The sequence below is a fragment of the Flavobacterium aquidurense genome (assembly GCF_001404985.1).
Taxonomy (GTDB): domain Bacteria; phylum Bacteroidota; class Bacteroidia; order Flavobacteriales; family Flavobacteriaceae; genus Flavobacterium; species Flavobacterium aquidurense_B.
In genome coordinates, this window is record NZ_JRLF01000011.1 from 291,071 (window position 1) to 314,822 (window position 23,752).

Genomic DNA, 23,752 nt, shown 5'->3' on the forward strand with positions numbered 1-23,752 from the left:
AAATCCGTTTTTTTCCGCGTTTTCGCGATAGCGAATCCGTCGAATCCGCGTCTAAAATTTAGTCTAGAAACTAAAAACAACAACATTAGATTAATTAGTAAGTATGAATAAAGTTAGTTTTTTTGCTTTAATTCTAGGGTTTGCATTGCTGGCAACAGCGTGCAAATCCGGAATTAATTCTCCGCCTCAAAATACCTCTAAAACGATAGAAAACCTTCTGGAAATCCGATACAAAATGGTACTCGATTATCCTGTTGATTCGATGTCTATGCCCAGAAGTATGACCATCAAAACAAATGATATTAAAAAAGTTCCTTCAAGAGACTGGACCAGCGGATTCTTTGCCGGAAATCTTTGGCAATTGTACCGATTGACAGGAAATACAGAATATAAAAAACAAGCCGAAAAATGGACCCCTTTCAGCAAAAAAGAAAGCGTAAACAGAAACTCTCATGATGTTGGTTTCAAGGTATATTGCGCTTATGGAGAAGCTTTAAAAGTCGAAAACAAACAAGAATACAAGAACGTAATCATCAAAGGAGCTGAAACTTTATGCACTCGTTTTGATGCAAAAGTTGGTGCAATCCGTTCCTGGGATTTCAATAAGGAAATTTGGGATTATCCTGTAATCATCGACAACATGATGAATCTCGAATTGCTTTTTGAAGCCAGTAAATTATCCGGAAACAAAAAGTACCAGGATATTGCCATCAAACATGCCAATACAACGCTCAAAAATCAGTTTAGACAAGATAATAGCTGTTATCATGTAATTGATTACGATCCTAATTCCGGAGCTGTCAGAAAGAAAACAACACTTCAGGGATATAATGATGATTCGGTTTGGGCACGCGGACAAGGCTGGGCGGTTTACGGATTTACGATGTCGTACCGATATACAAAAGATCCCGCCTATCTAAAACAAGCCGAAGCAACCGCGCAATTTTTTATGACCGATAAAAACCTGCCGGAAGACGGGATTCCGTATTGGGATTTTAGAGATCCTGCAATTCCTAATTCCGCACGTGATGTTTCTGCTGCAACCGTAATGGCTTCTGCTTTATATGAATTGTATGGCTATACTAAAAACAACCGTTATCTGGCTTTCGCCGATCAGATAATGGCGAGTCTGCATTCGGGTAAATACATTTTGGATCCTAAGATAAATGCGCCTTTTATATTGGATCACAGTACTGGAAACTGGCCAAAACACGACGAAATCGACGAACCTATAATCTATGCCGACTATTATTTTCTGGAAGCATTACTAAGAAGAAAGTAACTAAGGGACTAAGGTTCTGAGGTTCAAAGCGACAAAGGTTTTTAGCCTTTAAGCCTATGCAACTTTGAACCTCAGAATCTTAGAACCTCAGAACCTAAAAAAACCTATGAAGAACTCATTATATCAAAATAATACATTTTCTATTTTTGCACTTTTTGTTTTTTTTCAAATTTGTCTGGGCAGCAGTTTTGCTCAGACAAAAATGAATATTAATGAAAATTGGCTGTATTTAGAAAATCATACTTCAGATCTTGGTGAAGCGCAAAAAGCGACAAACTGGACTTCTCTAAACTTACCTCACACCTGGAATGCTGAAGATGCAACAGATCTAAATCCAGGTTACAGACGTGATGCAAGCTGGTATCAAAAAAAGCTGAATATGGCTAAAATTGATCAAAACCAACGCTACTATTTATATTTTGAAGGATCGAATGTAACCACAAAAGTATATATAAACGGTAAAGAAGCCGGAGGACATATTGGCGGTTACATTGGCTTTACCATTGATGTTACAAAATATATTAAAGAAGGAAATAACGATATTTTTGTTCGGGTTGATAATAGTTATGATATCGAAATTATCCCTTCTCAAAAAAGTGATTTCTTTATTTATGGCGGCATAACCCGCGATGTCTGGTTATTGTCCAAATACAAAAATCATATCGAAAACCTAAAAATTACAACTCCGGAAGTTTCGGCTAAAAAAGCTTCTTTACAAATTGTAGCCTCCACTGTAAATCCTGAAAATTCAAAAGATTTATCAGTAACAGTAATCCTTAAAAATCCAAAAGGAAAAAAGATCGGCAGTAAAACGATTCCAGTTTTGGATAAAACAACGACGATTAACTTCGAAAACCTGAAAAATCCTGAATTATGGGATACTCAAAAACCTAACTTATATCAAGTTACCGCCTTTTTATCTGAGAAAAACCAAATCAGAGACAGCGTAAACGAAAAAGTAGGTTTTAGATGGTTTGAGTTTAAAGATCATGGTCCTTTTTATTTAAACGGAAAACGATTACTTATTCGTGGCACACACCGTCATGAAGAACAAGCCGGAGTTGGCGCTGCAATGAGCAATGCACAACATCGCGCTGATATGGAATCGATAAAAAAAATGGGAGCTAATTTTGTTCGTCTCGCGCATTATCCGCAAGATCCTGAAATTTACAAAGCTTGTGATGAACTGGGTTTATTGGTTTGGGATGAATTGCCTTGGTGCCGCGGCGGAATTGGCGGTGAACTTTGGCAAACCAATACCAAAAATATGCTGGCGGAAATTATCAATCAAAATTACAATCATCCAAGTATTATTATCTGGTCTTTGGGTAATGAAATGAATTGGCTGCCTGATTTTCCTGACGGAGATAATACCGAAAAAACAAATGTATTCCTGACAGAACTCAACGACATCGCCCATAAAATGGATCCAACCAGAAAAACAGCGATTAGAAAGTATTATGAAGGTTCACAAATTGTCGATGTCTTCTCCCCTTCTATCTGGTCCGGATGGTATTCCGGAAGTTACAAAAGCTATCAAAAAGCAATTGATGTTTACAAAAAAGAATACAAGCATTTTATTCACGCAGAATATGGCGGGGACAGTCATGTAGGACGTCATAGCGAAAACCCAATTACAGGCGAAAATATCATAAAAGCCGAAGGTTGGGAAGAAGCAATTGTACAAACCAAAGTGGCAAATATTGCACAAATTGGCGATTGGAGCGAGAATTATATTGTTGATTTATTCGACTGGCATTTGCATATATCAGAGAATGATCCCACGTTTGTGGGTAATATTCAGTGGGCATTTAAAGATTTTGCAACACCGTTACGCCCTGAAGACGATATTCCGTACATGAATCAAAAAGGACTTGTGGATCGTAACGGAAATCCAAAAGATGCCTATTATGTTTTTAAAAGTTACTGGAGCGATGAGCCTTTTACCTACATCGAATCACATACCTGGACAGAACGACAAGGTCCTGAAAATACCCCGCGAACTTTGAGCGTTTTTAGCAATTGCGAAAAGGTAACTTTATATCATCAGGGAAAATCATTGGGACAAAAACAAAGAAACCTTTCACTTTATCCCGCAAATGGCTTAACTTGGGAAGTGAATTTTCTAAAAGGTGAAAATATTCTGATCGCTATTGGAGAAACAAAAGACGGAAAAAAGGTTTCAGATACTATAAAAGTAAATTACCGTTTTAATAAAAATGATACGGCAACATCCTTACAATTATCATCAGAAAAATTAAAAAATGGCAATTATCTGGTTACGGCAATTGCAATTGACAATAACAATTTACGTTGTCTGGATTATGAAGAAAGTGTTTATTTTCAATGTCTGAAAGGTGGAAAAACGATGAAAAGCCAAGGAACTCCAACCGGAAGTGAATCGATAAAAATGGCAAATGGAAAAGCTGCGATCGAAGTAGTTCCTGACGGATCAGGCGTTCCTATTGAAATGACGGCTTTGAATCAGAGTTTTAAAGGAGAATATTTGAAGATTTCAGTTAATTAGCATAACCGCAAGGAATGAGAAGTTTTTTTGGTTTCACGCTGGATGAAATTAATCGCGCATAGACGCTAATACGCAAAATTGTTGTTTCAGGCAGATTCCGCAAATTTGAGCTGATTTTGGAGATTAATTAAAAATCTGTATGCATCTGCTTAAATCTTTTTCAAATCTGCGTGAAACAAAATCCTTTTAATCCTAATAATCTGTGGCAAAAAAACTTTTCGTGATTACTATAATAAAGATCAACCACTATGAAAAATACAATCTTTTACAAAATTGCTTTAGTATTGACAAGTTTTACCGGTCACGCACAAGTAACCTTAAACGCCGATGGTCCCGGCGGAGTTGGAACTTATGAACTCATTACAAATGCATTAGCCCCAGGAACGGCAAATGGCGCAATTGAAGCTCCGGACGCTATTCACCCAGATTTTGGACGTCATATTCAGGAAGCTTTTGATACAGAACTCAATAAAAATGTTTTTGAATTTTATTCTCACGTGAGCAATATACCTCCTGACAATGAACCTGTTGCCGGAAAAACGGACAGGCAGCGTGTCGAAATTAAATCATATGCGCCTTCTCCTGATAATTTAAAGGGAATTATTGGCGAAACGGTTCAATACAAATGGCGTTTTAAAGTGCCTGCCGGATTTAAACCTACGACCAGTTTTACCCACATTCATCAGGTAAAAGCTGTAGATGGCGATGATGATGATCCTTTGTTTACTTTGACTTTAAGAAAATTATCTAACGGAACAACCAGATTAGAATTAATTTATGATAAAGATGCGGCTGCGGCAACGATAAAATATCAAACCCCAAATATGTCATTGTTTGAGGGCATTTGGGTCGAAGCTACAGAAACCATAAAAGTAGGTTTACAGGGAACATATTCGATCGTAATAAAAAAAGTAAGCGATGGAACTGTTTTGATGGATTATAATAATCCAAATATTCAAACGATTCGTCCGGCTTATACTTCGTCAACCGGAGTTGTCTATGCCGCAAATTCTTTTATAAGACCCAAATGGGGAATTTACCGCAGTCTTGCTGATATTGCCAATATGAGAGATGAAGCGATGCGTTTTTCGGATTTTAGTATTGAGGAAATATCATCTTTATCTGCAAAGGAATATTCGAAAGAAAATGTAGCTATCATTCAATTTCCCAATCCTGTTGCCGATAAACTTCAATTATCAGAAACTATTTTAAACCAATATAATGGTCTCAGAATCTATGACAATAGTGGCAAACAAATATTTACAACTGATACTATTGCTGAAAACATCAATGTTTCGTCTTTAAAACCGGGGCTTTATATTGTGAAATTCAAAAAAGGAAACACATTGTCTAAAGGCATAAAAATGATGAAAAAATAAATTTTACCCATGAAAAAACTAATCACTTTAGTATTACTAATGACTGTCTGGATTGGACAGGCGCAAAACCTGATTTCAAATATTTCCAATCGAAATACAACTTCTTTAAGCGGGGTTTGGAATTATATTATCGATCCGTATCAAACGGGATTTTATAGTTTTCATCTTGATCAATATGATAAACAGGAAAAGCCTTCAAATGGTGCTTTTTTTAATAATTATCATGCTGTGAACAAACAGGAATTAGTAGAATATGATTTTGATAAATCTCCAACAATTACGATTCCGGGAGATTGGAATTCTCAGATTCCGGAGCTTAAATATTATGAAGGAAATGTCTGGTTCAAGAAATCTTTTGATTATGAGCTAAAAGACAAAAAACGGCTGTTTGTTTATTTGGGAGCTATAAATTATAAAGCAGATGTTTATTTGAACGGGAAAAAACTAGGAACTCATGAAGGTGGTTTTACACCTTTTAATTATGAAATAACGTCTATTGTAAAACCCAAAGGCAATTATTTGGTCATTAAAGTAGATAATACAAGGCACAAAGAAGATGTTCCTACTATTAATACGGATTGGTGGAATTATGGCGGAATCACACGCGATGTTACGCTTATTGAAGAAAACGAATCTTTTGTAGAAGATTATAATATTCAACTTAAAAAAGGGAATGCGGCTTTGATTTCTGGTTTTGTAAAAATCAATAATTATAATTCGGCACAAAATAATGTTACAATCTCTATTCCCGAACTAAAAATTAATTACAAAGGAAAAATTGGTGCTGACGGAATTTTGAGTTTTGAAATCCCAACTAAGAAAATCTCGTATTGGTCTCCTGAAAACCCAAAGTTATATGAGGTTACAATTGATTTTAACGAACAAAAACTAAAAGATACTATTGGTTTCAGAACAATTGAAACACAGGAAGACAAAATCCTTTTAAACGGAAAACAAATCTTTTTACGTGGTATTTCTATTCACGAAGAAAATGCAAAAGGCGGACGTGCGAATTCTGAAGAAGATGCTTTGCGTTTACTGAACTGGGCAAAAGAACTGGGTTGCAATTATGTTCGTCTGGCACATTATCCGCATAATGAAAACATAATCAGAACGGCTGATAAATTAGGTTTGATGGTTTGGGAAGAAATCCCGGTGTACTGGACAGTAGAATTCACCAATCAAAGTACGTACAAAAATGCCGAAGATCAATTAACTGCAGCTATTACCAGAGATAAAAACAGGGCGTGTATTATTATCTGGTCGATGGCAAATGAAACGCCAATATCTGACGCCAGAAATATTTTTATAAAAAATCTGGTCGATCATACCAAATCGTTAGACAATACAAGATTAATAAGCGCGGCTTTATTAACGCAAAGCGGAAATGGTTTTGGTACCATAAATGATGAAATTGGTCAATACTTAGATATAATTTCATTCAATCAGTATTTGGGCTGGTATGGTGGAAAACTGGAAGATGCCGAGAAAATTTTATGGAAAACCAAATACAATAAACCCGTTATCGTTTCTGAATTTGGCGGAGATGCAAAACAAGGATTTCACGGAGAAAAAAACGAGCGCTGGACAGAAGAATATCAGGAATATCTCTACATTCAGAACCTGAAAATGATCGAAAAAATACCTCATCTTAGCGGTTTAAGCCCATGGATTCTGGTAGATTTCAGATCTCCAAAACGACTTCTTCCGGGAATTCAGGATGGATATAACAGAAAAGGGCTAATCTCAAATGATGGTAATAAAAAGAAAGCTTTTTATATTATGCAGGATTGGTATGCCAAAAAGAAAAAAGAGTACAAAAACTAAGAACTGTTAGGAATTCATTAACAAAAAACAAAGCTTAATTATATGATTTTTCTTCATTATTAACTTACTTTGTAGTAATCAAAATAAATTAATCTTATGAAAAAATTTAGTTTACTGGCAGTTGTTTTATTTGCTGCCTTCTCAGTTCATGCGCAAGATGCGGTAAAATTTGCTCCGCTGGATGCAAGTCCGGTTGATATTTCTTACTTCCCGAACAAAGCAGTTAAATTCAAAAAAACTGATAATCCTTCGCCGGTAGTAAAAGTCATTTATTCAAGACCTTCTGTAAAAGGACGTGCTATTTTTGGAGAATTAATTAAGTTTGGTGAGGTTTGGAGAGTTGGTGCGAACGAAAACACAGAAATTAAATTCTACAAACCGGTAACTATTGGCGGAAAAAATATTCCGGCTGGTACTTATAGCTTATTTGCTATTCCTGAAAAAGATAAATGGACCATCATTCTTAATAAAGAAATTGATTTGTGGGGAGGTTATGCTTATGATGAAAGTAAAGATATTGTAAGGGTTTCAGTTCCTGTAAAACCGGTTTCAACAGTAATCGAAGCGTTGTCAATTGCTTTTACAACTCAGGGTTCTGTAGCGAATCTGGTTATTGGTTGGGATAAAACAACAGTTGAATTGCCTATTACGATTAAATAATTGATCATTCTAATCATAAAAAAAGAGACATTTTTCAATGTCTCTTTTTTGTTTTTAAACCTTAACGGCTTCTATAATTTTATCCAGCGTAATGGGTAAATCCCGAACACGTTTTCCAGTTGCATTAAAAACTGCATTTGCGATTGCCGGAGCCATCCCAACCAAAGCGGTTTCTCCAAGACCTTTTGTTCCCATTGGGTTACTGACCGGATCTTTTTTATTGACAAAAAACACTTCTTGTTTTTCAATATCTGCATTTACGGGAACATGATAATCGGCAAAATTATTGTTGATTGCACGTCCAAATCTGTGATCAATTTCCAATGATTCCATCAATCCCATACCAATTCCTCCTACTGCCCCGCCATACATTTGCCCTGCCGAGGTTTTTTGATTAATTACTGTTCCAATATCGGCGCAGGAAACTACATGCGCAATTCTGATCTTTCCTAAATTAGGATTCACCAGTACTTTTACAAAATGTACTGAAAACGAATAAATAGAATATTTTTTAGCATCTTCTGATCCTTTCGATTCGTTTTCTACGGCTAATTCTTCCAGTTTATTTGCGCTAAGTAATGAAACTAAACTAAGGCTTTTTTTAGTGTCTTTTTTAGATGATATTGCACCATTTCCAAAACTTAAATCGGCTATAGGTGTGTTTTTAAAAGTTTCATTTTCAGTGGCTAAACCCAATGTTTTGCTTACTAACAAATTACAGGCGTCATGAACGGCAGAACCCACAGATGAAGTGGTTGCAGAACCTCCTTGCGTTGGTCCTTTCGGGAGTCCGCTTTTTCCCATTTCTATAATCACTTTTTCAGCTGGCAATCCTGTAATTTCTGCTCCAATTGCAGTCATCATCGTTGCCGTTCCCGGTCCCATATCGTTTACACTGCATTGCAGGAGTAAACTTCCATCTGCTAAGAATTTTGCTTTTACGGTTGTCGGATTTCTGTACGACCCAAAAGTTCCTGTTCCCATTCCGTAACCCACAAGCCATTCTCCTTCGCGAACAGATGCCGGTTTATTTTTTCGTTCTTTCCAACCAATACGTTCCATTCCCGCATCATAGCATTCTAAAAGATATTTGCTGCTCCAGGGCTTGTTTTGTTCCTGGTCCTTTTCGGCATGATTGCGTTTACGAAACTCGATAGGATCCATGTTTAATTTATGTGCCAGTTCATCTATGGCACTTTCTAAAGCAAACGAACCTGTTGCCTCGCCCGGACCACGCATCCAGATTGGCGTGCAGGTATCCATTTCTACGATTTTATATTTGGTAGAAACATTAGCACAATCATACATGAATCGTGACATGTTTACAGTTGCTTCTGTAAAATCCTCATAATTTGAAGTCTGTGCAATTGCCTCATGCGTTAATCCGGTAAGTTTGCCATCTTTGGTAGCCCCTAATCCCATTTTTTGAATGGTATACGGGCGAAAACCTACATTGGTAAACATTTGTTCGCGATGTAAAACTAATTTAACCGGACGGGCAATTTTTTTTGATGCAATAAGTGCCGCAATTTCGTATGGCCAGGTATGAAGTCCCATTCCAAAAGCACCTCCAAGATATTCTGAGTGAACCTCAACATCTTCCGGAAGAATTCCAAAAACATTTCCAACACTTTTTCTGGTGCCTTCTACCCCTTGGCTTTTAGTATATAAAATAGGTTTATTACCGTTCCACTTTGCGATTATATTGGCTAACTCCATCGGATTATGTACTTCCGTTGGTATTGTATATTCTTCTTCCAGCACCACTTCGGCATTTTTATATCCGTTTTCAATTCCGCGATTATAATCTTTTGCACGCTCAGGCGTTTTTCCATTATCCCTGACTTTTTCAAGTTGCGTTGTGTGTTCTTCTTTTAGATATTCTGCTTTGATTAAACTTGCAGCATATTGCATGCGCTCAAAAGTATCAGCTACTACCAAGGCAATTGGCTGATCATAATAGCGTATGGTATCATCTTTGAATATTTGTAGAGGCTGTCCTAAATTATCGCGTTTTTTAGGCTGTTCATATCCGGCTGGTTTGTCTACGTTTAAATGTGTAATTACTGCCAGGACTCCCGGTGCCCATTCGGCTTTTTTGGTATCAATTGATTTAATTCTTCCTTTGGCAATCGTACTTCCTACCAGGCAGGCATAAGCCACACCGGGTGTTTTATATTCTGCTGAATAAGTTGCTGAACCCGTTACTTTAGCAAATCCGTCAACTCTGTTTATATTACTTGTCTTGCTCATAATTCGAATTATTTAGATGCTGCTATAGTCAATGCTTCAGTGATAGCATTTGGTCCAAGAGTCAGTTTAAAATCATTATCGCCATAACTTCTGGCGCCTTTCATTGCCAGGTCTGCAGCTTGTCTGAAAGTTTTTTCAGAAACTGTTTTTCCCTTCAAAAATTCTTCTGCTTCGGTAAGTCTCCACGGTTTATGTGCCACACCGCCCATCGCAAGTCGGGCATCCTGAATTGTATTATCTTTTATATCTAAACCTGCGGCTACAGATATTAATGCAAAAGCATAACTGCTGCGGTCACGAACTTTTAGATAATGTATATTTTTAGTAAAATTATTATTTGGAATTTCGATTGAGGTAATTATTTCCTTATCGAGAAGTGTGTTGTCTTTTTCTGGCGTATTTCCCGGAAGACGATGAAAATCAGTAAACCTGATTTCTCTTTTTCCTTTTGGGCCTTCTGTAAAAACGGTTGCGTCTAATGCTGCAAGTGCAATGCACATATCACTAGGATGTACGGCAATACAACTATCCGAAGCTCCAAAAATAGCATGCATTCTATTAGCTCCGCCAATTGCTCCGCAGCCACTTTTAGGGACGCGTTTGTTGCAGGGCATATCCGGATTATAAAAATAAGAGCAGCGGGTACGTTGCAGCATATTACCTCCTACAGTTGCCATATGCCTGATCTGTTGCGACGCTCCGGCAGCGAGTGCCAATGCCAGCAACGGGTAACTTTCTTTTATTAACTGATCTTCTGCAACCTGACTGTTTTTGGCCAAAGCTCCAATGGAAACTTTTCCGGTCAGGAATTCTATTTTTTTAAGATCTACACCATTGATATCTATAAGTTTATCCGGAGACACAACGTTTTTCTTCATCAGATCTACAAGATTCGTTCCGCCTGCAATAAACATGGCCGAATTCTCTTTGGCAATACTTGATACTGCTGATTTTGATGATAATGCTCTTATTATTTGAAAGTTTTTCATAATGGCATCCCTCCTTCCTTAACTTCTGTAATAGCATCTACGATATTATGATAAGCACCGCATCTGCAGATATTACCACTCATATATTCTCTTATTTCATCTCTGCTGTTGGCATGACCTTCTTTGATACAGGCAATTCCTGACATGATTTGTCCGGGCGTACAATAACCGCATTGAAAACCGTCGTTTTTAATAAAAGCTTCCTGCATTGGGTGCAGTTTTTTACCTTTAGAAAGTCCTTCGATTGTGGTTACCTGAGCATTTTGCTGCATGGATGCCAATGATAAGCAAGATAATATTCGTGTGCCGTTTACATGAACCGTGCAAGCACCGCATTGTCCGTGGTCACAGCCTTTTTTGGTTCCGGTAAGTAACAATTGTTCTCTGAGCAAATCCAGCAATGTGGTTCTGGGCTCTATATTCAGATTGTGTTTTACACCATTTACTTCAAGTGATAATGGAACGGTTTCCAGATATTCTGCTATTTTTTCGTCCCATTTCTTATCAGAAGCCATGACCAATGATGGCGGCGTGAAAGCAAGAGCGGTGAATAATCCGGATTTCTTAATAAAGTCGCGTCGCGAATTATTCGAATCCTCTTCAACTACTTTTTTGATTGATTTTTTGGCAGCCATGCATTCTATCTTTAAAATTAGCAAAATATGGAAATAACTTCTAACAAATTTAAGAATCAGGGATGACAAAAAGTTACAAAATTCACATAAACTCTATTTTAAATACAAATTTAGAATCGTTAAAAAGGGCAGGATTTTAATTCTTAAATTGTATTTTTACTTTAATAAGATTAAAAAATGCCAAAACAGGACCACATTTATCTCGATAATAACGCTACAACCCGTCTTGATCAACGTGTACTTGATGTTATGCTTCCTTATTTTACAGATTTATATGCCAATGCAGGCAGCAATCATATTGCAGGATTAACGGTTCAGGAAGCGATAGAAAATGCGCAATGGCAAACTGCAAACCTCATTGGCGCAAACCAAGAAGAAATTGTCTTTACATCCGGTGCTACAGAATCTATAAATTTAGCTGTCAAAGGTCTTATCAATCAAGACAAAAAGCATATTATTACAGTGGCTACAGAACATAAAGCTGTTCTTGATACTTGTACTTATATGGAAAGTATTGGTTTTACGGTTACTTATCTCCCTGTTTCTTCTGATGGCATTTTAGATCATCAACTTTTACAGGAATCTATTACAGACCATACTCTTGTGGTAATTGTTATGCTCGCCAATAATGAAACCGGCGTTATGCAGGATATTGCTGAAATATCTAAAATCGTACACGCCAAAAATGCCTTGTTACTGTGCGATGCAACTCAGGCAGTTGGAAAAATTGCAATCAATGTCAAGAAACTGGGAATTGATCTTTTGCCGCTTTCAGCTCATAAATTTTATGGCCCAAAAGGCGTTGGTGCTTTATACATTTCTGCTAAAGCAAAATTAAAACTGATCCCACAATTACATGGCGGAGGGCAACAACGCAAATTGCGCAGCGGAACATTAAATGTGCCTGGTATTATTGGACTTGGAAAAGCCTGCGAAATAGCCGCTCCTGAAATGCAAGCAGATCAGAAAAGGATAACGAAACTTAGAGATGACCTTGAAGAAGGTTTATTGCAAATCGAAGGTTCTTATATAAACGGTCATAAAACAAACCGAATGTATACGACTTCGAATATTTGTTTTCCGGGTGTAAATTCTGAAAGGCTTATTCTTGCCCTGCAAAACATTTCAGTATCAAACGGCGCATCCTGCTCTGCGGTTACTTCTGAACCTTCGCATGTTTTAAAGGCTTTGGGTTTATCAGATGAAAATGCCTTGAGTTCAATACGTTTCAGTTTAAGTAAATTCACCACTTCAGATGAAATTACACAAGCTGTTGAAAGGGTTAAGATTCTGGCTAAGCAATTAAAATCATAGTTTTTGCTCTGTAGCTTTTGCTGTAGCAGCAGGTGCAAGGTTCTTTTGCATTAATTAACAAAGATTAAATCTCTACACAAAACCTTTGAACCTTTGAACCTTTGAACCTTTGTAACTTTGTAACTTAAAAAAAAAGTTTCGAATAATCTTCCGGCGTATCAATATCAATATTTCCTTTTTCAAAAGGAATTGAAGCTACATCATCAGGAAATTTGTTGATTATTTTTTTTGCTCCTTCCTGCCCTTCTAATTGCAATAAATTACTAAAATATTTTTTATCAAAAAGAATCGGTGTTCCCAATGTTTCCGCATATGAAGAGGCTACGATTCCTTTGTTCGTTTTTTGATATTCGGCAATTAGATTTTCAAAAATAATATGGGTAACATAAGGCTGGTCACAAACGGCAAAAATACAAGTTTCGCAATCCGGATAAAGCAATAATAACTCAGTAAGGCCTTTATTTATAGAGGATGACATTCCGGATTCCCACTCAGGATTGTAAGTGATTTTTATATCAAAAAAATGTAATTCCTTTTCTATCAACTCCCGATTTGATCCGGTTACTACGATAACAAAAGTGTTGTCAACGGAAGAAGCTTCTTTTATAGTATTTTTTAAAAGTGTGGTATTTTTATACGCTAGCAATTGTTTTGGATGTCCTAATCTCGAAGAACTTCCGGCGGCCAATATAATTATTGCTGTTTTACCTGGCATATTTTATTTTTTAGAAGATACTAATTCGAGCGTATTATGAATTTTTCCGGTTTTATATTTCAATGAATTCCCTTTTTTACTGCTTATCACGGCTTTGATTTCTGCGATTACAGAAAGGGCAATTTCTTCTGAAGTTTCGGCTCCTATATCTAATCCTACTGGACCGTAGATTTTTTCTAATTGTTCTTCGCTAACTTTTATTCCTTCGATCAGCAAATCATCGAACATTCTGTTTAGTTTGGATTTTGGTCCCAAAATACCAATATAAGGAGTATTGGTTTCGAGAAGCAATTTTAGCATTGCCAGATCATATTTGTAATTATGTGTCATGAGAACCACATAAGTCTGATCGTCAATGTATATATTTTCCAGAAACTGTTCAGGATTTACTACCAGCACTTGTTTTGCTTCCGGAAATCGGGATATAACAGCATGTGTAGCGCGGCCTTCGCCAATGGTTACTTCCCAGCCTAATAAGGATGTCATTTTTACCAATGGCTGTACATCGTTTCCTGCTCCGGCAACTATAAGCGAAATGGGCGGATTTATATATTCTATGAGAGCTTCATTACGATTATCGCCCGGTAATTCTTTTACAAATGTTGTTTTATTTTGCAATGCTTCTTTTATATCCGGAAGAATTTCCAGTGCCAGATCGTGGTTGTATATTGTTTTTGAATTTGTATAAAATAGTATTGTTCCGGATTGCAGGGCTTGCCTTTTTAAAGAGAAAACAGTCAATATAATCGCACTTTCACGCTCTTTTTGTAGTTGCTGCAAAAGCATTATGGGGTTGTTTACCTGGTTATCGTTAATATATTCAAAAAGAATATGTACGATGCCGTTACATCCCAATTGCAAACCTACTTCACTATCATTTTCATTAGTTGTATTATAGGTTATCAGTTTATTTTGCTGCTGGTGTATAGAAAGAAGCGCTTTTCGTAATGCATCACCTTCTAGACAGCCTCCGCTAATGGCACCGGTGAGCAAACCATCTTCTGTAACCAGCATGCGGGCTCCCGGCTGACGGTATGAAGAACCTTCAACTTTGACTACAGTGGCTAATGCTGTCTTTTTTCCTGCTGCTTTTGCTGCCGAATATGCTTTTAGAATTTCGCTTATTTCCTTCATACTGATAAATCCATCTGAACAAAAATAAAGAATTATTTTTTTTACTATGATCTAAAAGTATTAAAGTATTAACTCTAAAAATATAAAGGCTGTCAGATTTTTGACAGCCTTGCTTTGATACTAATGTCTATTCGTTCAGGGTTAAAAAATAATTGAGTTTAGACTTTATCTTTTCTCTTTTCTTATTTAATAAAAATAAATTATCCGGATTTGAAGATAAATATCCATAAAATATCTGATCTGCTTCAGGTCTGTCATAATTTAGGACATAAATTGTTCCGTCAGGATCTTTTTCTAATCCTCTTTCAAGATTATAATTTCCTTCGATTACGACTTTTTCCTCTGGTTGTTTACCTTTATATATACTTGTCAATTCAAATGTGTGGGCTTCGATTGTGCCATCGCCCTGATAAATTTTTAAAACAGTTTCGATTCCTTCACAATCAGCGCAGGGTAATAAACCTTCATAAACCATTACTTCTCCCAAAACATTTTCTGTGCTTTCATTTTCAAGTGCTTCAGAGGCATTTTGAATAGTTTCATCTTCCTTTTTAGAATTACAAGACATTAACTGGCAAGCAACAACGAGCAACAATACTATCTTTTTCATATTATATATTTTAAAACAATAAATATAAGAATATTCTTGTATTTTATAATTTTATTTAGTCTTTTTTCTGAAATAATCGAAAGATGGTTATTAAAGAGAAAATGGTACATTAATTAAACTTGTACTCTTACTTTATAGATTTGCTATTTTTTTGAAGATCAGTATTATTTCTTTGTTTTGTATGATTTATATGATGAAGTTTTGTATTTTTATCTGTAGCAAAATAAATTATATTTAACTTAAATAAAACTACATGGGAAAATTTGTAATTACTAAAAGAACCAATGGTGAATTCCAATTTAATTTAAAAGCAGGTAACGGCCAGACTATTTTAGCAAGTGAAGGCTATACTACCAAATCTGCCTGTACCAACGGAATTGAATCTGTGAGAACGAATTCGCAGGATGATGCGCGTTATGACAGAAAGGAATCCAGCAACGGAAAGCCATTTTTCAATCTAAAAGCTACCAATGGTCAAATCATTGGATCAAGCGAAATGTACGAGAGTACTTCTGCGAGAGAAAACGGAATTGAATCTGTTAAGAAAAATGCTCCTGACGCGACTATAGACGATCAAACAGTGTAAATTTTAAAAAATATAAAATTAAACGAGGTCAAAAACCTCGTTTTTTTATGCCTTTTCTTTATTAGTAATTGCTTCTTTTACTACTGAAATCACTTTCCTTACTAAACAAATAAATTTTACGATTCTTTAGATTTCCTTGCGAAAACAGTCCTATAGAATCTGGTTTTCGATTTACTTTCTTTGCTTCATATCCTTCTTTTTTTAAAGATAATTTACAGGTGTTATTTGGTTTTACTTTTATATCAAAATATCCGTTATTATCTGTTTCTGTTTTATTTCCGTTACTGTCTATCTGTACATTTGAAAGCGGTTCACCTGTATCATAATCATATACATGACCGGACAAAGTATTGTTAGTACAGCTGCAAAATAACAGGATCAAAATAATTAGTTTTATTTTTAGTATCAATTTATTTTGCATTTCATTTTTTTAAATTGTGATTGTTTATCCGTTTATAAAATGTCTTTTATTTACAGACCTATTTCCGGCAATTTATATCACTTTAAAACAATATGCAATACCCAGTTTTAGTGATTTTACATTAAAAAAAACAAAAGGTGCATGAAATTTTCATACACCTTTTTGCAACTAAATATATAATAACATTATAACCTTTTTTTCAGATCTCAAAGCTGTCCAAATTTATCTTTATAGCGGCATAACTCTTCTTCTGTTTTGCTTAATAATTTTTCCAGTAACTTTATTTTATCCTCATAAAGGACTTTTAGGGTTGCGCTGTTATCGGAATTAATTTGAATACTTCCGTTATTATTTCCTCTGACTTTATTAAAATTATTGAAATATCTCTGACTGTCAAAACTAATAACATCTTCTACGCTGACTTCTAAAATTCGGGCAATTTCAACCAATTTCACATAAGAAAGAATCGTTTTTCCTTTCTCAATTTTACTATAACCTGCTTGTGTAACTCCTAGTTGATCTGCCATATATTCCTGAGTATAATTTTTTAATTCTCTAATGCTTTTAATTTTATTTTTTATTGAAGAGGTCATAATTTTATTTGGGGTATTTGTATAGCTAAAACTGACCGGTATTAAACTTTTGGTATTACAGCTATAGCTTTTTATTGTGTAATATCATACTACTTCAATCGTAGGTTCTTGAGGTAATATTTGTTCATTTTTTTTTAGTCGTAATAATAAAACCATATAGAATAGCCGCTGCCATCAAAACTAAATCATAAAGGGAAATTCCTGATAATAACATGGCTTAGTTTTATAGATTCTTTTTTGTTTTTTGAAGCAGTCGGTCAAAATTCAGGTTTAAGAAATGATCGATTTGTTTTCCTATTACGGGCCGGTCTGTACCATTAATTTTTACCTTGATTTCTTTTTTATAAATGTCTTTTACAATAACATAATATTCGAATTCGATGTCATTATAAAATCTCAAAATGATAAGGATGGTATACATTAACAAAGTAGGTGCTATGTAATACAACTCAGATAAATTAGAGAAAACCATACAATAATAGGCAAAAGCTGTTACTGAAATAAAAGCGCCATTTTCAAGAAGATAAGACTTCTTTTTTTTGAGTAAACCAAGTTCGACAATTTCATTAAAGCTGTATTGCCATCGTTTTGATCCATACTGAAACTGAACTTGGTCATGAGTAAGTGTAAAGAACATAATAATTTGGGTTATTTAAAAAACATGAATTTATTGTACTGAAGAATTAAAATAAAACAGTTAAAAAATTATCTCAAACAATTAATTTAAAACAACATTTCTTACTCGCAATATTACGGATTATCTCGTTTTTTTTTCCTACAAACCCTCTAATAGAATATAACTAAAAGTTATAATTAAATCTAAATTGTCAATTTTTACTTATTGTTCGTCTTAATTTCACAATAATTTTAGTAATGTTTTTTTTGTTTAGTAACCCTGTTTTTTAGATCGGTATAAAAAAAACAAGGACTATTTACAGCGAAAAAAACAGTCCTTAATTGCAAAAAATAATATATTCAAATAATTAATTGCATTTGTGCCAAAATGTATTCAAAAAATTTCTTTAATAGTCCCATACTTATTAAATACAAAAATATCAATGCAAATTTCCCGATAACTTATATTAAAAAAATAATCAAAAAACAGAAATTTTAGCAGAACAGAATAGATCTTTAGATTTAGTATGAAAAAAAACACTCCTTTTGAGAGTGTTTTTTATTATTTTTTAGAAACAAATTTTATGAAACCTTCATTAAATTTTCAATTTTAGCTAGCGAAACTTCAGGATTTGCACCTGATGACTGAGCAACCAGAGCGCCTACTGCGCAGGCAAAATCTATGGAATCCTGGGGTTCTTTTCCAGTAAGTAACGAAGTGGTCAAGGCTGCTAAAAAAGAATCTCCTGCTCCTACTGTATCAGCGACTTTAATGGGGTAACCTGCATTTTCATATAGTTTTCCTTCCCAGAATAACAAAGCTCCGTCTTTACCTTTGGTAACACAAATTCCGGTTGCTTTTGTATGCTTCACTATAAAATTTATGTTTTCTTCTAAGTTTGTAAAAGGCGATTTTAAAGCAGCCGAAATTTCAAGCAGTTCTTCATCATTAAACTTTATAAAATTAGCAGAATGCATTAATTGTTCGAGGATCTCGTATGTATAATGAGGTTTTCTTAAATTGACATCAAATACTTTATAGACATCTTTTTGCAGCAATTCTTCGAGAGATTTTCTGGATACTTCGTCTCTGCAAACCAGGCTTCCGTAAATTAAAACATCGGCATTGTTTACTATATCAACAGCTTTTTTATTCAACACAATTTTATCCCACGCAGATGGGTAGTTGATGCTGTAACTTGCAGATCCTGTATTATCTAATGTAACATTAACTAAACCTGTTGGATATTCTTCTGATTGTATAATAGTATTGGTTTCGAGTCCTAAACTTTTGATATGATCAATAATAGCATCGCCATCTTTATCATTTCCCACGCAACTAATCATGGCAACCTCGCACCCTAATGTCTTCATACGTAAAGCTACATTAAGAGGTGCACCGCCAATCTTTTTTTCGTTATCAAAAACATCCCAAAGTACTTCTCCGTAGGCTACTGCTTTAAGTTTTTTTATACTATTCATTCTCAACTTTTTAATATTTTGTATATATTCTATATTATAAAGTTAAACTTTTATTTTGTGGGGACCTATATTCTTTGGCATTTACAAACAAAAAAAGAGGAGATTGAATCTTCTTTAAGTTCTCGCTATAAATTATACTAAGTAAAATTTATAGATAAAAAATAAATTTGCAATTGAGCTACATTGTTCATCAAATGTGTAAATAGATTGAATAGGTCCAACTTTAGTTCGATGAAAAAATAAATTATAACGAAAGGACTTTAGCCAAACTATCATTGTTTTGGCTAAAGCCCTTTTCTATAAGACTTTACTTCTCCAGCTAAAGCTGGAGACTATTCGAAAATATATGCGTATTAATCCAATAAAAAAACAATTAATCCTCTTGCTCCGTGAGCTCCAAGAACCAATGATTGTTCGATATCAGCTGTTTTTGATGGTCCGGCGATGAATGTACCAAAACCATATTCCTGATTTCCAATTTTTTCATACGCCTGATGCATCGTAGGTATAATATCTTTTTTATACACTATAATAGCGAGATATTGTGCAATAAATGGCGATACACGCTGTCCTAATAGATCATCTGTAACCCAAAGTGCACTATTTTCGGCTACGCCAAAATGAGCTTTTATAACGTTTAGTTCTACATCCTGTAGCGAATGCGGATCATCGTTGGTCCAGTCTAAAGTTGCAATTTCAGAAAGTTCCGGAATTGTGGTTATCAGGCGTTTATCGAGATTATAATTTGCTTTTATGTATTGAATAATTTCAGCATAATTACCAACTTCTACGGGATCTCCACCAATATTTTTAAGGACGGTTTTATAAGTTTCAAGTACATCAAATTCCTCTGATCCTAAAACACTTAAATCAGGAAGATCTGTAATCAAAGCAGGTTGGTTTTGCTTTATTTTTTTTAAGATATCCGCTTTACTACTCATTGTCTTTTGCTTTTGCTTCTCTTGAATTTTTCTTGTACCATTCTCTGAAAGATTCTTGCGGAACGGCTGGCATTTCACGTTGGTCGTACCATTTGTTCATTTTATTATTGACCAATCCGGGTAAATTTTTCATCACAAACCGACCTGATTTTCCAGCGATATTAAAAATGGTTGGGTTTGCCAGAACCGTTGCCATCGTTTTCATTGCAACAGTTTTGGATGTTGGTGTATGTCCTTCTTTTACCAGAACCTGGCGCCATTTGTACAACTGATCGTGTATATCAATTTTTACCGGACAAACATTAGTACAAGAACCGCATAGCGTGCTTGCAAATGGTAAGTCGGCATTTTTACTCATATCCAGATTTGGCGCTAGAATAGAACCAATTGGTCCGGCAACAGCATTGTGATAACTGTGTCCGCCACTTCGTCTGTAAACCGGACAGGTATTCATACATGCGCCACAACGAATGCATTTTAGGGAGTTTCTAAAATCTTCTCGTCCTAATTGTGTACTTCTGCCATTATCAACTATGACAATATGAATTTCTTTTCCTTCACGCGGTTTTTTAAAGTGACTTGAGAAAGTTGTAATGGGTTGTCCTGTTGCGCTTCTGGCTAATAATCTCAGGAAAACTCCTAAATGTTTGCGTTGCGGAATCAGTTTTTCGAATCCCATGCAGGCAATATGCACATCGGCTAAATGTGCGCCCATATCTGCATTTCCTTCATTGGTACAAACCACAATTTCACCGGTTTCTGCAATGGCAAAGTTTACTCCGGTTAAGGCTACTTTCCTGGTCAGAAAAGTATTTCTTAAACTCAAACGAGCTGATTCTGTTAGATATTGAGGATCTATATTTCCTTTTTCTGTACCTAAATGTTCATGGAAGGTTTCGCTGACATCTTCTTTTTTAAGGTGAATCGCCGGTAAAACAATATGACTTGGCGGTTCTTTTCGAAGCTGAACAATGTATTCTCCTAAATCAGAATCGATTACTTCGATACCTTTTTCAGCCAGATAATCATTTAAATGACATTCTTCTGTAAGCATTGATTTTGATTTAACCATTTGCTTTACATCATGTTTTGCCATGATCGAATGTACAATTTCGTTGTGCTCTTTTGCATCTGCTGCCCAATGTACTGTTATGCCGTTTTTTTTGGCATTTGCTTCAAATTCAATCAAATAATCATGAATATTTGAAAGTACATTATTTTTTATTTTCGAAGCCGTTTCCCGAAGTAATTCCCAATCAGCAATTTGATTTGCTGATCTGTCTCGTTTTTCACGAACAAACCAAAGTGTTTCATCGTGCCAGTTTACACGTTCTGTATCTTTGTTAAAACGTGCAGCGGCTTCGCTATGTTGTATTGTTTTTTTTGAAGACATCTTTTTATCTTGTTTGTTTTACCATTAAGACATTACGTAATTTAAGCCCAGTTTTATGAACTTAATTTCTTAATGGTAAAAAGAAAATTAAGTCTAATTTAAATCATTTAATTTCCGAGTGAATTTAAAATTTCGGCGATATGGATGGTTTTAATCGGGCTTTTTTGTCTTTTTAGAATTCCTTCTAAATGCATCAGGCACGACATATCCCCACCAGTGATATAATCGACATGATGGTTTTCATGATCTTTTATCCGGTCTTGTCCCATTTTTACAGAAACAGCTTCTTCGGTCACACAAAATGTTCCTCCAAAACCACAGCATTCATCTTTTCTGGTTAGGGAAACCAGATCTAATCCTTTTATATTGTGTAATAATTGCTCAGGTTTCGAAAAAAACGGTGCGTTTAATTCTGTCATCTGCGAAAGCTTTAATCCGCGTTGCCCGTGACAACTTACATGCATTCCTACTCTGTAAGGGAAATTTCCTTCTATAGAATCTATTTTAAGAACATCAGTAATAAATTCTGTTAATTCGAATACTTTCTTTCGCATTTCTGCTGCTAATTCTTCTTGTTTTTCGTCATGCAAATGTTCTTTTACATGCAAAACACAACTTCCGGACGGACAAACAATATAATCGAATCCGGCAAAATTGGCTATAAAATTAGCATCACAGCCTTTGGTTAAATATTGGTATCCGCTATTTGCCATAGGTTGTCCGCAGCAGGTTTGCCCCATTGGAAAATGAACCTCGCAACCTAATTTCTGCAAAAGTTCATAGGTTGCAATACCTACTTTTGGATAAAACTGGTCGACATAACACGGTATAAATAATCCGATTTTCATATTCTTGGTAATTGTTATAATTTTTCCACGCAGATTTTAAACGATTTAAGCTGATATACGCAGATTATTATCTTTAATTAAATTTGCAAAATCTGCGTGAAACTAAATCATTTTAATCCTTTAATCTGTGGCTATTTTTTCTCTCGCAGATTGAGCAGATTTTTTATTTTTAATTTCTATTTCTAGTGTTTGTAAAACTTCAAATCGATCAAATCATTCTGGATTGGTTTAGGGTTCCAGTTTTGATGAATTGCCAATGCTGCACCCAATGCACTTGCCTGCGCCATTGAGGCTGCATACACTTCTACATCAGGATAGGCTTCTGCCAATAAATTCATGAAAATTGAATTTTTGCTAAAACCTCCATCCACAAAAATCTTTTTTACAGGACTATTATGAACTACTAAATTAGTCGAAAAAAACTGTTGTTCGACTAAATCGAGCATCAATTGGTGATAGGCGATTTCGTAGCTTTTAAAATTACTCAAATCTCTTTTTTGAAAAGGACATTCTTTGAGAATATCAAAATCATATTTCTTTGGATAAATAATCTGAAAATTTAGGGCGCGTAAATTCGAGACTATCTTTTTATCAAAATAAATCTCTTTATAAGTATCTACAGGTACCTTAAAATGATCTGCTAATCTTTTAGTCTGTACTTCGTGTTCATTGCCTGCAAAAAGACGCGCTGCTTTTACGGGTTTATCTGTGTATTGCATGTAACACAAACAATCGTTTTGCAATTCTTCAAAAGTCAATGGTTTTGTATTGAAAGGATTCAGGGAAATACTCCAGGTTCCTGTTGAAAGCAAAACAAAAGGCTCTGTGAAATTTATCGTATACGGAATAATAGCTGATGAACTGTCGTGTAAACCCACGCCAATGGCTAATCCGTCTTGTTTTTTTATGGTATCTTTTCCGTAATGAAGCGGTGGAATTTTAGCCGAAATATTTTCGTTTTTGAGCCATTTATGATACTTCATCTTTTTAAAATTCCAAAGATTGGTATGGCATCCAATACTTGTAATATCAGAATAAGCTTCATGGGTTAATAGAAAACTCAAATATTGAGGTAAGTGTAAACAATACTGTACCTGTTTGAATAATTCCGGCTTTTCTTCTTTCAGTCTGTAAATCTGCATTCCTGAATTCAGGCTTCCCAAAACGGGAGAAGCTGTTTTTACTGCAAAAACTTCTTTTCCTTTATATTTTTTATAAAAGTCGTTTTTTAAATCCTCCGGATAATCTTTAAGATAATTATACAGAGGAGTTAAAACTTTTCCTTCTTTATCAATGTAGACAAAACTAGCACCGTAAGTACTAAAATTGATGGCTTTTAAAACATAATCTGTTCCATTTTTTATTTCTGATAATTGTTCGAATATCCAGTTTTTCAGCACTTCGATATCTTCGCAGGGAAAACCATCTTCATCGAGAGTTTCATCAAGATTTACTGATTTTTCCCAAACAATTTTATAATTTTCATCAAATAAAAATACCTTCTTGTTTGTTTTACCAATGTCAAAAATTGCAACTACATTCATTTAT

At 35.1% G+C, this 23,752-nt stretch carries 21 protein-coding genes; 7 read left to right on the forward strand and 14 right to left on the reverse strand.

The window, feature by feature from the left end; translation table 11 throughout:
- Nucleotides 1-103 precede the first annotated feature (103 nt).
- From RC62_RS11475 to RC62_RS11495, 5 genes are all read left to right on the forward strand, one after another.
- Entirely contained in the window at nucleotides 104-1,282 is a 1,179-nt protein-coding gene (locus RC62_RS11475; RefSeq protein WP_055095360.1) for a glycoside hydrolase family 88 protein, read from the forward strand.
- Between the two features lie 106 nt (nucleotides 1,283-1,388).
- Nucleotides 1,389-3,809 carry a glycoside hydrolase family 2 protein gene (locus RC62_RS11480; RefSeq protein WP_055095426.1) on the forward strand — a complete coding sequence of 807 codons (2,421 nt, stop codon included), beginning with the start codon at nucleotides 1,389-1,391 and terminating at the stop codon, nucleotides 3,807-3,809.
- 248 nt (nucleotides 3,810-4,057) lie between these two features.
- Nucleotides 4,058-5,188, forward strand: a complete 1,131-nt coding sequence (locus RC62_RS11485) for a T9SS type A sorting domain-containing protein (RefSeq protein WP_055095361.1) — start codon at nucleotides 4,058-4,060, stop codon at nucleotides 5,186-5,188.
- Between the two features lie 9 nt (nucleotides 5,189-5,197).
- Nucleotides 5,198-7,015, forward strand: a complete 1,818-nt coding sequence (locus tag RC62_RS11490; protein ID WP_055095362.1) for a glycoside hydrolase family 2 protein — start codon at nucleotides 5,198-5,200, stop codon at nucleotides 7,013-7,015.
- Nucleotides 7,016-7,111: 96 nt separating this feature from the next.
- Entirely contained in the window at nucleotides 7,112-7,675 is a 564-nt protein-coding gene (locus RC62_RS11495) for a DUF2911 domain-containing protein (protein WP_055095363.1), read from the forward strand.
- 54 nt (nucleotides 7,676-7,729) lie between these two features.
- Here the strand turns inward: RC62_RS11495 and RC62_RS11500 are convergent, their stop codons facing one another.
- Genes RC62_RS11500 through RC62_RS11510 form a run of 3 tightly spaced genes read right to left on the reverse strand, consistent with a single transcriptional unit; the run spans nucleotide 7,730 to nucleotide 11,552 of the window.
- Nucleotides 7,730-9,928 carry a xanthine dehydrogenase family protein molybdopterin-binding subunit gene (locus RC62_RS11500; protein WP_055095364.1) on the reverse strand — a complete coding sequence of 733 codons (2,199 nt, stop codon included), beginning with the start codon at nucleotides 9,926-9,928 and terminating at the stop codon, nucleotides 7,730-7,732.
- 8 nt (nucleotides 9,929-9,936) lie between these two features.
- Entirely contained in the window at nucleotides 9,937-10,917 is a 981-nt protein-coding gene (locus RC62_RS11505; RefSeq protein WP_055095365.1) for an FAD binding domain-containing protein, read from the reverse strand.
- On the reverse strand, nucleotides 10,914-11,552 hold the full coding sequence (locus tag RC62_RS11510; protein ID WP_055095366.1) for a (2Fe-2S)-binding protein: 639 nt from the start codon (nucleotides 11,550-11,552) through the stop codon (nucleotides 10,914-10,916). Before RC62_RS11510 ends, RC62_RS11505 begins: the two co-directional genes overlap by 4 nt.
- Before the next feature lie 177 nt (nucleotides 11,553-11,729).
- Between RC62_RS11510 and RC62_RS11515 the strand changes: the two genes are divergently transcribed.
- On the forward strand, nucleotides 11,730-12,866 hold the full coding sequence (locus RC62_RS11515) for a cysteine desulfurase family protein (RefSeq protein WP_055095367.1): 1,137 nt from the start codon (nucleotides 11,730-11,732) through the stop codon (nucleotides 12,864-12,866).
- 124 nt (nucleotides 12,867-12,990) lie between these two features.
- Here the strand turns inward: RC62_RS11515 and RC62_RS11520 are convergent, their stop codons facing one another.
- The 3 genes from RC62_RS11520 to RC62_RS11530 form a co-directional block, all read right to left on the reverse strand.
- Entirely contained in the window at nucleotides 12,991-13,581 is a 591-nt protein-coding gene (locus tag RC62_RS11520; protein ID WP_055095368.1) for an NTP transferase domain-containing protein, read from the reverse strand.
- A gap of 3 nt (nucleotides 13,582-13,584) precedes the next feature.
- Entirely contained in the window at nucleotides 13,585-14,715 is a 1,131-nt protein-coding gene (locus RC62_RS11525) for an XdhC family protein (protein WP_055095369.1), read from the reverse strand.
- 127 nt (nucleotides 14,716-14,842) lie between these two features.
- Entirely contained in the window at nucleotides 14,843-15,325 is a 483-nt protein-coding gene (locus RC62_RS11530; protein WP_055095370.1) for a copper resistance protein NlpE, read from the reverse strand.
- 253 nt (nucleotides 15,326-15,578) lie between these two features.
- Between RC62_RS11530 and RC62_RS11535 the strand changes: the two genes are divergently transcribed.
- Nucleotides 15,579-15,911 carry a YegP family protein gene (locus RC62_RS11535; RefSeq protein WP_055095371.1) on the forward strand — a complete coding sequence of 111 codons (333 nt, stop codon included), beginning with the start codon at nucleotides 15,579-15,581 and terminating at the stop codon, nucleotides 15,909-15,911.
- A 61-nt stretch (nucleotides 15,912-15,972) separates the two neighbouring features.
- On the opposite strand, the gene RC62_RS11540 is transcribed toward RC62_RS11535, so the two are convergent.
- From RC62_RS11540 to RC62_RS11575, 8 genes are all read right to left on the reverse strand, one after another.
- Nucleotides 15,973-16,332: a carboxypeptidase-like regulatory domain-containing protein gene (locus RC62_RS11540; RefSeq protein ID WP_082421282.1), complete on the reverse strand. Its 360-nt coding sequence runs from the start codon at nucleotides 16,330-16,332 to the stop codon at nucleotides 15,973-15,975.
- Nucleotides 16,333-16,538: 206 nt separating this feature from the next.
- Nucleotides 16,539-16,925 (reverse strand): helix-turn-helix transcriptional regulator, encoded by a 387-nt coding sequence (locus RC62_RS11545; RefSeq protein WP_055095373.1) that lies wholly within the window; start codon nucleotides 16,923-16,925, stop codon nucleotides 16,539-16,541.
- Between the two features lie 223 nt (nucleotides 16,926-17,148).
- Nucleotides 17,149-17,562 (reverse strand): hypothetical protein, encoded by a 414-nt coding sequence (locus tag RC62_RS11550; RefSeq protein ID WP_055095374.1) that lies wholly within the window; start codon nucleotides 17,560-17,562, stop codon nucleotides 17,149-17,151.
- 560 nt (nucleotides 17,563-18,122) lie between these two features.
- Nucleotides 18,123-19,022 carry a carbohydrate kinase family protein gene (locus RC62_RS11555; RefSeq protein ID WP_055095375.1) on the reverse strand — a complete coding sequence of 300 codons (900 nt, stop codon included), beginning with the start codon at nucleotides 19,020-19,022 and terminating at the stop codon, nucleotides 18,123-18,125.
- 353 nt (nucleotides 19,023-19,375) lie between these two features.
- Nucleotides 19,376-19,963 (reverse strand): lactate utilization protein C, encoded by a 588-nt coding sequence (locus tag RC62_RS11560; protein ID WP_055095376.1) that lies wholly within the window; start codon nucleotides 19,961-19,963, stop codon nucleotides 19,376-19,378.
- Nucleotides 19,956-21,356: a lactate utilization protein B gene (locus RC62_RS11565; RefSeq protein ID WP_055095377.1), complete on the reverse strand. Its 1,401-nt coding sequence runs from the start codon at nucleotides 21,354-21,356 to the stop codon at nucleotides 19,956-19,958. Before RC62_RS11565 ends, RC62_RS11560 begins: the two co-directional genes overlap by 8 nt.
- A gap of 107 nt (nucleotides 21,357-21,463) precedes the next feature.
- Nucleotides 21,464-22,204: a (Fe-S)-binding protein gene (locus RC62_RS11570; protein WP_055095378.1), complete on the reverse strand. Its 741-nt coding sequence runs from the start codon at nucleotides 22,202-22,204 to the stop codon at nucleotides 21,464-21,466.
- 182 nt (nucleotides 22,205-22,386) lie between these two features.
- Nucleotides 22,387-23,748, reverse strand: a complete 1,362-nt coding sequence (locus RC62_RS11575) for an FGGY-family carbohydrate kinase (protein WP_055095379.1) — start codon at nucleotides 23,746-23,748, stop codon at nucleotides 22,387-22,389.
- Nucleotides 23,749-23,752 lie beyond the last annotated feature (4 nt).